This is a genomic window from Bacteroides sp. M10, assembly GCF_014334015.1.
GTDB classification, from domain to species: Bacteria; Bacteroidota; Bacteroidia; order Bacteroidales; family Bacteroidaceae; genus Bacteroides; species Bacteroides intestinigallinarum.
On the sequence record NZ_CP060488.1, the window covers coordinates 1,041,093 to 1,056,754 of the forward strand.

Consider the following 15,662-nt stretch of genomic DNA (forward strand, 5'->3'; position numbering starts at 1 on the left):
TTTTTGCCTATATTCGATACACCATTCCTGATATTTATCAGGAAACACGTCCGAATTTGTTATAATATTATACCATTTAAGTCATTAATTTCATCTTCTTTTATCTGTTAATTATTCAAGTGGATGCCCACACTCATACTACAAAGATACAACATTTAAAAGCATTTGTCAAGAACCTATTGAATTTCTGCTGAGAAAAACAAAGAGAAAGCTACCTTATATATAATAAGATAACCTTCTCTCTATTTATAAACTGACTTTCCGCTTTATTCTACGGAATATCATCTCACAATATTTTGTATCAATAGATATCAGCCAACAAGTTCTTACTCTTGTAGCACACCTCCATTTTTACCACTGAATAGCTTGGTCTGTATCAGGAATCAAGCTATTAACTTTTCGTTCCATCAACATACTACCTTCAGCGCGACAAGGTACAACGATATCTTTATCTTCATACGTTGTCACATCATCATACGTATATGACATATAAATCGTCGTGAAATGATGCTCCAAATAAGGAGTTACTTCATCCAAAGACATACTAGTCGTATAAGTAGGTGCATCTCCTATGAGCTGGAAGTTCATGGCATTAGTCGGATCAGCAGGTTCAGCTGTCAACGTTCCATCTTCATTAAAGGTCAACACGATCTTGTATTTATCTCTATCCTTCAATTCTTCACTAATGATTCCTGCATAGAAAAAACATTGGTTCTCACTGACTACATGCAAGGTACGTGTACTTGAAACCATAGCACTCGTATTATCCATCATATATACAAACATATTATTGGCCCCATAAGAACCCGAATAATCATTAAACGGCATTACACGGAGAAGTGCTTTACGATAATTCTTACGTGGATTCGCATCATACGAGTCACCATCTAAAATAGTCAATGGAAGTACCCATTTATCAACAAGATCCAGTCCGTTAAATTTGAATTTAATATCAAACAAACCTTGACATTCACCAGCCGGAATATGACAAGTAGGAGAGGCAAACTCATAGTGTTTCTTATCCAACAATTGGAAATACAAATCTTCACGTTGCTTCCAGCGAGCTTCATTCAAACCAATCAATGTATCCGGATCCACATCAATAGCAACATCCAGATCTCTTTCATTCATAGTAGAGCCACCCACAATCACTGGCAGCCGATAAGTCACTTCACCGTTCGCTCGGTAACGCAAATATACATCAGTCACTCCCTTACTATTGACAGGGGCTTTCAATCCGACATTTTGCACATACACTTCTTCCACCCATTCATTGTTACATGCACCAGTCAGAACAAGCGTTAATAACAATATAAAATATACGATATAATTTTTCATATTTTTCCATTTAATAAGGTTAATCATAATATGTCCATCCTGGGTTCTGAGTCAGACGTAAGTTTCTTCTCAACTGATCATGAGAAATCGGCCAGAAATACATTTTGCGGCTAAAAGTAGTCGGCAAGTTCGAATTGATCACTTGAGTATGAAATAAGTCTCTTTCTTTTTTACTCATATATGCATTGCAACCATACATCTGCCGCGACTCCTCATATTCGGCATCCTTCCAACGGCGCAAATCAAAGTAACGGCTGTTTTCTGCAAATAACTCAATCTGTCGCTCATGCTTCAAATGCTTGCGGAACTCATCAGCATTCTCATAAACATCTGATCCAAAATCGGGAACTCCTCCACGAATACGAACTCTGGAAATAGCATAACTCATTTCATTCTTATCACGTGAAATATCATAAGACTGAGTTCCATCCCATGAAGGAATCTGATAAGTACTCGCACCTAATTCATTTAATGCCTCGGCATACCATAACAGCACATCAGCATAACGAATACCAATCACAGGCTTTGAGATAACCCCTCCCTCTGTCTTAAAGTTGTCACGAGAACTAACAAATTTCCTGATCCCAATGCCGGTAGCCAACCAACGATCACCTGAGTTACTCCAGCCACTCTCTTCACCACGGTAATACCATATGATTAGATTCCGGTCATACGACTGTACAGCATTAGTACCATTCCATAAGCAACCATTGTATGCTACGGTAGCATAAAAACGTGGTTCACGATGTCCATATTGTTTGTTTACACCTTCCACTAATGGCGCCCAATCACCACTGGCTGCTTCCTCGGCACTCACATAATTCTCATCACCCGTCCAGTCTTTCGTCTTATCAAAAGGTTTTCCGGTATTCATCTGGTAGGCGTCACATTGCTTACCTGTCATAGCATGACAATTATAACCTCCGAATGCAATTGGCATCTGATGCTGAATCATCGTATTGATATCTCCGTTGTTCTGTCCGGTTGTAAAAATCATCTCTTTGTTTTCCGAAGGAAAAATCACCCCATTAAAAAGTGTCTCGTAGGACTGTAACGGGTCAATATTCCGCCATCCTGCAGGAAAATCCGCATGAGAATATACCGCATGCGTAGGAGGAGCAATCGTTGCCGGGTTATCAATTGTACCAGTAGAGTGAGCTGAAACTGTATGTAGCTCATACACACCCTTACGACCAAGTTCTACCACATCACGAGCAGCCGCTGCTGCCTTTGCCCACTTTTCTTCATTGTATTCTTGAGCCATCAGATAGCGTCCTTCATCATCCACCAAATCCGTGAAACGTTCAGTATCGGTTGGACGCGGATTATTGAGAGGGCTGGCAGCATAAAGCAATGCTTTTGCGCGAGTTGCCAAAGCTGCTCCGCGAGTAGGACGTGCCATATTACGTGTATCACGTTTCAATGGTAGGTCTTTCGCTGCAAGCTTCATTTCCTCTGCAATGTAGTTGACACAATCGTCATACGTACTACGTGGGATATAAAGATCCTCATAAGCAGCATTATAGTCCATCACACCATCATTAGGTATAATTGGTATAGGCCCATACTTTTGCAACAACTTCCAGTAGAAATAAGCGCGTACAAAACGAGCCTGTGCCTTATAATCAACAATTTCATCCGGAGTCATTTCTTTATTTCTGTCAATATTATGAATAAAAATCGAGGCATGACGGATACCATCATAAGCTTGTGCCCAGGAGTCTTGTTTCCAATTCTCATCATATTCACAATATTTGAATACACGATATTCAAGATTACGGTCGCTATAACACATATCGTCAGAAAAGTTAGTGATACAGTTATCTTTCGAACCAATATCGATGTTACTCCATGTCAGCCAAGCGTATGCAGTCGCCAACCATTGTTCCGACCATTCTTTATTTTCGAATATATTTTCCAAACTTTGGGTATTTTCTCCCAATTTCCCCTCCACACTCAAATAATCTGAACAAGAGGAAACCATCATTCCCATACTGATAATGGTGGAAAACAATATATGTTTCTTTTTCATATTTCGTATTATATATTAACAGTTAAACCTAAAGTGAGCATTTTAGACAATGGATACTGCTGCCCGTTAGAGCTCCCCATTTCAGGATCCCATAATTTGAACTTAGAGAATGTTAACAGATTTGTCCCGATAAAGAAGATGCGTACATTATTCATCAAGATTGCACGGCTGATGTTCTTTGGAAGTGTATAACCCACCTCTACCGTTTTCAGGCGCAGATATGAACCATCACGTAACCAATATGTCGATTCACGGTTATTGTTACTGTTATTCTGCCAAGTCAAACGAGGATATTTGGCATCAGGATTCTCATTCGTGCCAAGACTCCAGTAGTTTCCTACTACATCCGTAAGAATGTTACCCCAGTCACCACCACTAAATGGTCTGACTCCAAAACCATCAATAAAGAAAGAGGATTTACCAGCACCTTGGAAATGTAGATTCACATCGAACCCTTTCCATGTAGCAGACATACCAAAGCCGTAAATCAAATTCGGACGGGTTGTAGAACCAATAGGTACCCTATCACTATCATTAATCACGCCATCACTGTTCACATCTTTATATTTAATATCACCAGGCATTACTGTTCCCCATTCTGTTTGTTGAGGACTGTTACGTATATCATCATAATCCTTAAATAAGCCAAGAGCTATCAGACCTTTCGCTTGATTGACACGATACCCTGTATCACGTATATAAGGATATGCGCTATTTGCCTCGTCAGCAGCCAGAATCTTATTATTACTATAAGTGAAATTACCGCGTACAGTCAGACTGACATTGCCTATATCCTGTTTGAAAGCCACATTTCCATCAAAACCGGTAGAACGTACCTTACCTACATTCGCACTAGGTGTAAGATAACTCAAACCTAAAGTTCCTGGCAAACTTTGACGCTGCATAAAGATTCCATCACGTGTTTCATGAAAGTAATCTACAGTACCAGTAAACCTGTCATCCCATAACGAAAAATCAACACCTATATCATGCTTAGTAGCAATCTCCCATGTCACACCAGAAGAAGATATCTGCTTATAAATCTGTCCATTATCCACATTAGGAGTATTGTAATCTCCCCAATTATAAGGATTTCTACTTTCAAAAAGCTCCAGATAAGGGAAACGAGTTCCAATATTGTCACTACCTACCTTACCATAAGAATAACGAAGCTTAAACATATTCATCCATTTCAGATTCTTCTTAATAATAGGTTCTTCCGCAATATTCCATGCTACTGAGTATGCAGGAAAGAAGCCAAACTGGTTGCCTGGGGCAAAATTTTCTGAACCATTGTAACCAAAGTTGAAATCAACCATATAGCGATATTTCCATCCATAGGTAACACGACCAGCAAGTCCCATGTGTCTATTAGGTAGCCAATCATAGCCGGCTGTACTTTGTGTGTTGACATATTCATCCTGAGTATATTTCAACGTACCGCCCACCGAATGATCGCCGAATCGGCGGTCATATTGCAGAATAGCCTCCAAAAACTGCCTACGGTTACCTGAAGCAGAAGACTCATGAAACATCAGCTGTTTCTCTGCCACTTTTTTGAAAACGATTTCCCCGTTAGAATCTCGCTGACGTTCGGCTTGCCATTGTTCAGGCCACTGCTTATGATTACGATAGTTATTGTTATAAGTATCAAATCCAAAACGTCCGGTAAACTTCAAACCTTTCGTTATAAAATCCAATTTCTGATCCAAAGTTGCATTCGTTTGAATTACGTTCTGCCACTCCTCATAATAACCGGTTTGTGTAGCAATTACCCATGGATTAGTACGTTCACTCGTTCCAGCGGCCGGAATTCTTCCGTTCGAAAAAATCACCGGCATATTAATAGGTGTCTGTCCCATTACAGACTTCCACAATGCATCAGAACCAAGTCCCGGATCATTCTGAGTAGAAAGCCAGCCTGAAACACCTACCGTCACCATGGTGGTCTTTGTAACGTCAAAATCTACATTCATACGATAGTTCCAACGCTGATAATTGGCATTTGTATTATAATCTTTCAACTTATCGTCTGTCTTATACATACCTCCCTCGCTAACATAGCTTGCTGACACAAAGTAGCGTGCCACAGAGCCACCGCCACTTATATCAAGATTAGCACGATAAGTCATTGCACCGTCTCTTAACAATACATCCATCCAGTCTACATTCGGATACAAATCCGGATCCAGTCCTGTCTGAATCAGTCTCAACTCATCTTGAGAATACATCGGCTGTTGAGAACGAGTTGTACGTGATTCGTTCAGCATGGTAGCGTAAGTATAACCATCTACAAAGTCAGGAGTCATGGTACGTGTATTATAAGAAGTTTCCACTTTTGCATTGATATTAATTTTACCAGCCTTACCTCTTTTAGTAGTAATCAACACTACGCCATTTGCACCACGACTACCATAAATTGCTGTAGCCGAAGCATCCTTCAATACGGAGAACGACTCAATATCTTCCACATTGACTTCATTCAGACTACGTTCGAATCCATCTACCAAAACCAATGCTCCGGAGCCTGCCCCAAAAGTAGAAATACCACGAATCCAGAATTCCGACATATTGGCTCCCGGTCTACCGGAAGTCTGCCTTGCCAACACACCAGGAACATTTCCTGCCAATGCATTTACCAGACTTGAAGTAGGAGATGACTTCAACACATCCACATCTACCGTAGAAACTGCACCTGTCATTGTTATCTTCTTTTGAGCACCTGTACCAGTGATAACCACTTCATCGATCACACTCGCAGAAGATTCGCGTAATGTGACATCAACCTTACTCATATTATCCTTTATCAGGACTTCTTGTGTTTCAAATCCTATATAAGAAAAGATCAGCGTACTGTAAGGAGCTATTTTAATCTTATACTCACCATCAATGTTGGTGATAACTCCCAAACCTGCAACATTCTTTACCGAAATATTGACTCCAGCCAAAGGTATCTTTTCGGCATCTCTGACCATACCGGTTACCTCTATCGTCTGACTCTGGGCATACATATCAATGACGTAACCTGTTGTCAATAATAATATCATAAATAAAAATTTCCTCATAAAATAAGAATTGTGTGTTAATCATCAATTTACTGTAATGCAATGGTACGAACACGGTGATTACCGTTGTCACCAACATAGAAAGTACCTGTAGACTCTTCATAACAAAGTCCTAAAGGATAGTTGAAACGTGCTGTTTCACGAGGATCACCGTCAATATATCCTGAGACGATCTGATCTGTCGAATAACTTCCACGACCGGCAAACGTTGTAACAATACCATCAGGAGTGATCTTACGAATACAATGATTGGCAGCATCAGTAAGATAAAAATCATATACATCCGCACGTTGCTCTGCCACATATTCTTCGTTCAACACAAAACACCCTTGCATTGGATTATCAAAACGGGCAGAATTCTGGGATGCGTCCTTGTAACCATATGATCCGAACTCTCCAGCAAAAGTAATAGGAGTTTCCAGATATTTACCAGCCCAATTATATTCTGCTTTCATCACACATTGCTTGTCACGTGCTATTAAATAGGCAAAATTTCCACTTGGATGAAAAGTAACACATTGAAACCAGCCGCTTGGTCCCATCTTGGCAATCTGCTTCGGATCCCACATTTGTGTTTTCTCATTCCAAACCGCTTTATGAAGCGTAGCATCACGACCACGACACAAAAAGATAGTACCATCTATAGGATGTGTGAATAATGTATTGAAATCATCTCCATTTAAAGCCGGATAAGAGTTTTTAAAATTTTCTTTACGAAGTAGGTAATAAGCTCCTGCACGTTCTACATTCCCCTGCGGACAGTTCACAAACATAGTATCCCTGTCCACACTCCAGCCAAGTCCACTCGGAGCACTACTCCAACCAGCAGCACCATTGGTAATCACAGTAGCTATGGAATCTTTATCTAGATAGATTTTACGTAAACTATGTTCATTCTCGAAAAAATAAATGCAACGTTCGCCTGATGATTCGTCATAGTACATGGCAAGAGGAGTTTGAGTTCCTGCTTTATCAAAATTACCATCCGTAATAGAAGTATTACCTTCACTATCTACTACACCACACAACGTGCCGACAACTACATTATACTGATAAGAGAACTTTTGGTCAAATGTATAGGTGGCATTCAAGCTTTTATCCTTATTCAAGATATCTACCTGCACAGCCCCTCCATCCGCACGGGAAGGAACAATACAATAAATCTGTGTACCGGAAGAGCTAACAACTTTCGCTTCCTTACCACCGACAACCACTCGTATCAGTGAGGGATCAGTCCCAAAATTACTACCATTGATAAACATGTTCGTGCGCACAGCACCTTCTAAGGGAGAATAGTCAGTAAAAACAACTTCAACATTAGGGTCAGAAGCTACATAAGACGGAAGATTTACTTCCACATTTTTGTCCATGCAACTACCTAATCCACCCAAGCAAATCAAGGAAAACAATACAAACCTAACCTGTTTCCCTCCTTTTTTTGTTTTAAAAAGGCTTTTCATTGTATTAAATTATTTGTTAAACAATAAATATAAAAATCAAAAGAAAAAATAACTATGCATTATTCCAATGTGCACTATTAACGAAATGCAAAATAAAACGCTATCCTATTAATAGAATAAAAATAACGGTTCAATAAATGACAAAAACAGGTCAAAAACCTATAAAACGACTATCCAAGTATGTTTTGGAGCACTTTTACTATTTTAGCTTATGTTGTGTGCTTTTCTCTATTATCATCCAACCTATATCTACCTCCCCGAAAGCGATGTTACATATAGCATAGTTATATAAATGGTCATAAAAATACAAACTTTTTCTAAAATGGAGCAACATCAGAAAATATCAACTACAGTATCTGGCTTGCCCTTCATTACTTATATAAAAAAATAGTGGGATGCTTTTATCACCCCACTATTACATTTCTCATACTATTGCTTGCTCCAGCAAATAGATTGCAAAAACCAAGCTTTATTTTCGTCATTCAAACCTTGACGCTTCAAAACCTCCGGGAGGTCAGTATAACTTTTCCAAAAATCGGAAACTAAAGAAGAGATCTTCTCCGGTGCATAGATTACCGCTTCACTCAGACTTCCCATTTTACCAAATTCTTCCTTGAAGCCAATATATGAATCACGGTATTTTAACCGCTCCATAGATTTAGCAATTCGTCTAGATACTCCCAACAAGCCGTTCATATCAACTGTTTCCGTAGGATAAACTATTTTAACAACCTTTTCCTGATCACATGACAAAACAGGCAAATCAACCGAAAGAGCAAACTCTTCACCCAAATATTCATATTTGGCAGGTTGACCATTTACAGTGACAGACCGAGGAACAAGTGATGAGAGCACTTTCACTTTGAATGAACGAGATTCAGGCATATCTTTATATCGGCCATCACGTTTACCGATAACAATCGTTCGTTCCTGCCCTTGGCTGGAAGATGTTAATTTAGTCACAGCATATTCCGAAGCATAGTTCTTATCATTTCCATTATCTTCATAAAAATTAAAGGACGAAATTCCATTTCCACCAGGGAATACGGTAACAACAACCTCCTCATCATTACCGTTCAGGTTCATCACCTTTCTTGTATACATCGGCAATACCGCTCCCGCTTTTACATAAATCGGATATTCGTCAATAGCAAAAGGACGTTCCACTATTTGTCCTCCTTTCAGCAAGGTGCCTGTATGCAACTCATACCATTCACCTTCGGGCAGCCACACACGCACTTGTACATAACCATCTTTTGCAGGAGCTGTGGCAGGAGCAACCAGAATATCATCTCCAAACATATATTCATTACGGAACTCATATGCTTCCTTATTATCCGGATAATCATAATACATCGGACGACAAAGTGATAATCCTTCATCATAACCTTTACGAGCCATTGTATAAATATAAGGCGCCATCTCATAACGTTGCTGGATTGTCTTACGAAGAACATCACAATATTCTTTGTTGAATACCCATGGTTCCTTATTCAAACCGGCACTTTTTTGAGAATGTGTACGCATAATCGGGCTTAAGGCTCCGAATTGCAACCAACGAGTGTACATTTCCGGATCTATACTTTCACCGATATGTCCTCCCAGGTCATGGCTCCAATAACCATATAATACATTGGAAGCTGTCGAGTTGAAGTAAGGCTGAAAATCTAATGATTTCCATGAAACAACTGCATCACCGGAGAAACCCACCTGATAGCGATGATTACCCAAACCTCCCCAACGGTGATATAGCATCGGACGTGTGTCCCTGTTCTTTTCCATATTACTAAAGAAAGCATAATTAATCCACCAAGTGTTGCTCAAATTCTTCACCTTCGGATCATATATCCCTTGTTGCCAGTCCAGCCACCAAAAATCAACACCATCTTTCTCCATTGGCGTCAATACATTCTTAAACATATTTTTAATAAACTTCTTATCTGAATTTATCCATGGAATAGTCTGTTTGGACTGAGGATCGACTCCCATATCTTTTGCTAATCCAGGATATTTTTCTTCATAAGAAGCTACTCCATCCGCCGGATGTAAGTTAAGGGTGATTTTCACATCATTCTGTTTCAAGTATCCCAAAAACTCCTTTGGATTCGGGAATAAATCACGGTTCCATGTCCAACCGGTCCAACCACCTTTTCCTTGTTCTGTATAATGCCAGTCCATATCTACCACCAATACATCCAAAGGAATCTGATAAGTATGGAAATTATCAATCAGATTACGGAACTCCCTGTCAGAATATAACCAATAGCGTGACCACCAATAACCAAATGCATACCGGGGAGGTAATGGTACTCTTCCCGCAAAGAGGGTATAATCTTTCAAGGCAGCTTTATAGTCATGTCCATATGCCATGAAATACCAATCCTGTCCGCCATTAGCCGGACGCTCTTTCACCCAATCCCAATCTTTATTATCATCAAACAAAAGTCCCTGAGAATCATCAATCAAAGTCCAACCGTCCGTAGCCAACAAGCCATCTTCCAGTTTCAGTTTATCACCTTTCTTTGTATCAGCCACCCATGTTTGTGTCTGTGTATCACCATCCATACCATCCAATGTACGATAAGTTCCTTTCAAGTTGCCCTTCTGTTGCATACCGGGTTTCCAAGTAAAAGGTAATATTTCTTTAGAGGCAGTGATAACCAAGTTCTTATCTGTAAACTGTCCACTGTTTTTCTTATAACGCATCTTCATTTTGGAAGTCGTTATTTCAACCCATCCCCCTCTTGTTTTTAGCTTGTAATCTACCTGGGGATAGTTACGATTCACAACGATGTGAGATCTATCGTTCACGAATTTCCCATCCGGTGCATATTCCAGACGGATTGCTCCATCAGAAATGACTGTAAATCTTACATTGTCATCTGTATAAGCAATATTTCGCTGTGTGTTTTGCGCATGCAATACAAATATAAAACTCTGCATGACACAGAGTAAAAGCAATAATCCTCTTTTCATGATAACATTTAAAAGCAATAAATTTATAATTCGAGAATAAAATAGGGTCGTTGCAGTTATCATAGCTACAACCACCCTATGTCAACTACTTACTCTTCTTGAAAGTCGGAGCTTCCGCCTTCACAACCGGTCCGTCCCCTACGAGATACGGCCAATCATCGTCATCCCAATAAACTCTATCAAGCAATACTACACGACCTAAAGATGGATCGGCAGTCCGGTAAGCATGATAGATAATCCAATCTTTACCTTCATCATCCTGCACTATTTCAGCATTGTGCCCTGTCCCTAGGAACGCATCATTTCTGTGTATCAGTACCTCATGTTTATTATCATTCATGTTGTCACCTGATTTATTCAAATAAGGACCAAAAAGCTCGGTGGAACGACATACAACTGTCTGGTATGTACTATTTGCACCGTCACAGCAAGTGCCTGTAGAGCAGAACAAATAATAGTATTTACCTCTTTTCAAGATATATGATCCTTCATAAGCATTGGTACCTCCAGTATTGGCAGCGACCTGTATTTTTGTCGCTTTTGCATTTTCAATACCTCCTTTCAGTCCAAGACCGTCTTCAGTCAATTCAACACCCCAAATACCATACCAACTTCCCCAGAAAAGATATTTTTTACCATTATCTTCAATATAGAAAGGGTCGATACTATTATGAACATCGATCTCATTGCTACGGAATAATTTGCCTTGATCAGTAAACGGTCCTTCCGGCTTGTCCGAAACAGAAACACCAATACCACAAGTTGCTCCACCTCCCCACTTGGACAAGGAGTAATACATCACATATTTTCCATTGATATAATTGATATCCGGTGCCCAAATACCTGCTTCCGGTTCCCATGACGGTTTTTTATCATCCTCGTAAGCGCCGCCCACATAAGTCCAGTGCACCAAGTCTTTGGATTTGTGTATCCATGTATTTCCTCCGGTAGCATACAAATAGAAATATCCGTCTTCCGCTTTTATCACTGTCGGATCCGGATTATCAGAGTCGATGACAGGATTTGAATACCACACTTTGTCTGCCAATGGAGCTTGTTCTGCTTCACCTTTCTGTTTATCGCTGTTACCACACCCCCATGTAAGCAGGGAGAGTATTCCAAGCGTAATTGTATGTTGTAAGTATAACATAAGTTCTCAGTTTTTTATTAATTTTACTAATCTATTCCATACTCGAATTCAATTCAACACCAGGTCCCAATACAATATGGATTATGGAAGTCTTTGATTCTTTGTCTGTTTCTGAAGTAATTGGCATACCATCCGACTGAAACGCTTCCAATGTAATGCTAAACTGAGCTTCTTTTTCGTCCACTCCAAAAGCTTTCATATATTCCATTATCTGTTGATTGGTAAAAAGCTGTTCGCGTACTCCGTTATAAGTAAGTATGCTTTTATCTTCCACACCCATTGTTTCAGTTGTTTCTCCATCTACCTGCAGTCCTAAAGTCATAACATACTTCGATGCTGTTTCTATATCCAGCCAACGGTAGACAAAAGCAACCCCATCCATATTTTCCTGTGTAATCTGTACATAATAATCATCAGATTCCACTTCTACTCTCGGTACACGTGGTTGTGGGTCACCCTCACTTTCCACATCTCCACATGCTCCCAATACAAATATATTAGTAAGCAGATATAGTATTATAAACAGTTTTTTCATGATTTTCATATTTTAATTTACTTCTTATGGAGATTATTCAGTCGGCTCCAAATATATCTTCATCTCATTAAGGTCTACTGTCAAAATGTATTTACCATCAGCAGCAACAATCCATTTCAAGTCACCGCCATTATTCTGATCCCTTGCTTCTCCGAGTTCATGTTCTACGGCTGGATTTGCTCCTTGTGAAGGAGCAAAAAAGAATTTTCCTGTAAAATCTGCTCCATTCGGCTCCAACGCCAACTTAAACTCTTTACCGCCATAAAAGTTACCTGTATACGTCCAACGTTCTGGATGGCGTGGATCATTATTCACAAATGCACCTTCCTTTTTCATTTTACCCCAATCCCATCCGATGGTACTAGCATCGCCAACAATCCAAATCCCATCTTGCGGTAAAGGGTAAATACTAACGATATTCACATCCAAACGATTTAAGTCCACAACTATTGTGTAGGTACCGCTCTTTGTGTTTTCAAACATCTCACCATTCCCTGCTTCTGCCACATATTGCAAAGAATTATCTCCATTCTCAGCTTTCATGTAGCATGGATAATCAGAATCCGGACTAAGTGCAAAGAAGTACTCACATGGCTTCAGTTCTGCTGTCGACTGATATACTCCTGAACCCACAACCTTCTCGGTCATTCGGCGAACAGTTTTCTCTCCAGCATCATCCACCATCACCATATATATCGCAGTAGCATTCTTATCATATCCGATCACGTCCAATTGCGTCTTCGACAACTCCGGTTTCAAGTATTCTACAGATGAATTGACCTGTCCTATAACCTCTGCTTCAATAGTCACCTTATCTCCAGGAAGTATACTCCAGGAAGCCAGTATATCATTCAACTCCTTATGCGTAAAACTAATGGAACGTTCCTCCGATTCAATCTCATACAAATCTGTCACATTAGAATGTAAATCTGCCATATACATTCTGAAAAAATAGGTGATAGTAGCATCAGCTCCCCCACGTTGAGCCGCAGCATCCCATGTAAATAAAACAGCAACTTCATTCTCCTTCTCTTTCTCCAAAGTAATTTCAGAAGAAGAAGCCTTCAAAAGCATCTGATCTACAGGAGTTTCAAGCGCGTAATACTCCGGATCTTTATTACAGCTCGCTGCTATCGACATAAGAAAGAGCAAGCATATTAGTTTCATTATCTTATTCATAATTATGCTTTTCATTTTATTAATTCCAGAAAGGCGCCTGGACCAAGTTCGTGTTCTTATTCATCTCATCTATATATACCGGCAGCCAATACATCGCCTTTTTCCAAACACGGGTCTGAAAAACGGTTCTCTTGTAAAATTCCTGACTATTTATTCCTGCGAAGTTCATACCATAATCATCTCCACACATCTCCGGAAGTTGTTCTACAATTTTCCAACGGCGAATATCCGACCAGCGTGATCCTTCACAACAAAGTTCAACACGACGTTCCATACGAACGATCTCACGCACTGCTAATTGATTATCATCAACATGGATGTATTTGGGATCATCCAGTGCTACAGTATTCAGCGTATATTGACGTACACCCGCACGTTCACGGACTTTATTCACGTATTTCAATGCATCCTCACGATGTGCTCTATCATCGTAAGCCTCATTAACAGCCTCGGCATAATCCAAATAGGAAGCTGCCAAACGATACAAGAACATTTGACGCCATTTGTAACTACCATTCTTCGGATTATCTTGCGGATATACTTTTTTACGAACCAAATAACCATTTTGGGGGGCATCGTGTGTATAGTCATTATCTCTCTGATTCTTAAAGAATTCAAATTTACGCCCTGCCAAAGCATACCACGAACCATTATAGCTCACTGCCGTATAAAAACGTGGTTCTCGGTTACAATACATATTATATGTACCTTCGGCAGTTATTTCTCCCTTTTGCCCTGTTCCGCCAGTCCAGTTGGTAGACCTAGCTTCTACTTCTGTCGAGAAACCTTCTTCTACATATTCTGAATTGTCATCGTCTTTCGGAAGTCCGTTCTTCATAAAAAAAGCATCCACCAATCCTTGATATACGCCCAAACCATTTCCGCCACCATATTCTTTAGTAACCGCCTTGTTTGTATAGAACTGGTAACTTTGATAAGCATCTTCTTTTGTATATGGGAACAATATCTCCTTGTTTCCATCCTGAAATTTTGTAAACCAAAGATTCTCAAGTGAAGTGAACGGATCAATTTCTCCCTCATCATTATATTCTACATACAAACGATAACCAGCTTGCTCTGCCACATCAAGTAATTGTTTGCAAGCCTCTGCCGCTTTTACCCATTTCTCCTGGCTATAAGTAGAGTTAAACAATTCCTCACCCTCTTTATTCTTATGCCCGATATACCACTCATTTCCGTTTACTAACGGGCTTGCAGCAAATAATAACATCTTCGCACGAACAGTCAGACACATGACTGAAGTTATTCGCCCATATTTCTCCACACTCTGCCATACAGCAGGTAATTGTTTAGATGCTTCCAACATTTCATTATCCAAATGACTGACAACTTCATCAAATGGCCTTTGCCCCACCATCAAATCTGAAAGAGTAAAGTCAGTCGGGGCAATATAATTCGGTCTGAATGGAATAGGTCCATATGCTTCCAATAATTGCCACCAATAATAAGCTGCAAGAAAACGTGCTTCCGCTTTCATATAATCCACTTCTCTCTGAGGAAGGTCGGAATCAGGTAATGCGTGTACACGTTCTATAAAAATATAAGCCTGACGTATTTTTCTCGGAAGACCATCCCAGAAATTTCCTGCCCATTGTGTATTCGGTGTCCATCCACCAAAAATCTTGGTGATATTGGGCCAGTCCCATTGCTGCCAGCGTGCAGAAGCAGTCAAGTCATCTGCAAACACTTCCCAACCATACGTATTTAGCCAGTCATTACCCGGATTAGGGATACGGCTGTATACATTGGCCAGCCATGATTCTACTTTTGTCTTATTCTCAAAGACCATGTCTATGTCAATTTCCGTATCCGGTTCTTTATCAAGATACGTACAGGAACCCAACGATACGATGCCTATTAAACCGGCAACTATATATTTTTTAAGTTTCATTATCGTCATTTTTTT

Annotated in this window: 9 protein-coding genes; all 9 read right to left on the bottom strand. The window is 39.9% G+C overall.

Annotated elements, in window-relative coordinates:
* Positions 1–351 precede the first annotated feature (351 nt).
* Positions 352–1,338 (bottom strand): DUF4973 domain-containing protein, encoded by a 987-nt coding sequence (locus tag H8796_RS04045; protein ID WP_032845105.1) that lies wholly within the window; start codon positions 1,336–1,338, stop codon positions 352–354.
* Between the two features lie 19 nt (positions 1,339–1,357).
* Positions 1,358–3,370, bottom strand: coding sequence for a RagB/SusD family nutrient uptake outer membrane protein (locus H8796_RS04050; RefSeq protein WP_117932809.1), 2,013 nt, complete (start codon positions 3,368–3,370; stop codon positions 1,358–1,360).
* An 8-nt stretch (positions 3,371–3,378) separates the two neighbouring features.
* The gene (locus H8796_RS04055) at positions 3,379–6,435 is read right to left on the bottom strand and encodes a TonB-dependent receptor (protein ID WP_117932807.1); all 3,057 of its coding nucleotides are present in this window, start codon (positions 6,433–6,435) and stop codon (positions 3,379–3,381) included.
* Between the two features lie 29 nt (positions 6,436–6,464).
* Positions 6,465–7,895: an IPT/TIG domain-containing protein gene (locus H8796_RS04060; protein ID WP_117932805.1), complete on the bottom strand. Its 1,431-nt coding sequence runs from the start codon at positions 7,893–7,895 to the stop codon at positions 6,465–6,467.
* A gap of 429 nt (positions 7,896–8,324) precedes the next feature.
* Positions 8,325–10,871, bottom strand: coding sequence for a glycoside hydrolase family 31 protein (locus H8796_RS04065; RefSeq protein WP_117932803.1), 2,547 nt, complete (start codon positions 10,869–10,871; stop codon positions 8,325–8,327).
* An 85-nt stretch (positions 10,872–10,956) separates the two neighbouring features.
* Entirely contained in the window at positions 10,957–12,021 is a 1,065-nt protein-coding gene (locus H8796_RS04070) for a family 43 glycosylhydrolase (protein ID WP_117932801.1), read from the bottom strand.
* A gap of 31 nt (positions 12,022–12,052) precedes the next feature.
* On the bottom strand, positions 12,053–12,565 hold the full coding sequence (locus H8796_RS04075; protein WP_117932799.1) for a hypothetical protein: 513 nt from the start codon (positions 12,563–12,565) through the stop codon (positions 12,053–12,055).
* Positions 12,566–12,589: 24 nt separating this feature from the next.
* The gene (locus H8796_RS04080) at positions 12,590–13,735 is read right to left on the bottom strand and encodes a SusE domain-containing protein (protein ID WP_117932797.1); all 1,146 of its coding nucleotides are present in this window, start codon (positions 13,733–13,735) and stop codon (positions 12,590–12,592) included.
* A gap of 19 nt (positions 13,736–13,754) precedes the next feature.
* Positions 13,755–15,647, bottom strand: a complete 1,893-nt coding sequence (locus H8796_RS04085) for a RagB/SusD family nutrient uptake outer membrane protein (protein WP_117932795.1) — start codon at positions 15,645–15,647, stop codon at positions 13,755–13,757.
* Positions 15,648–15,662 lie beyond the last annotated feature (15 nt).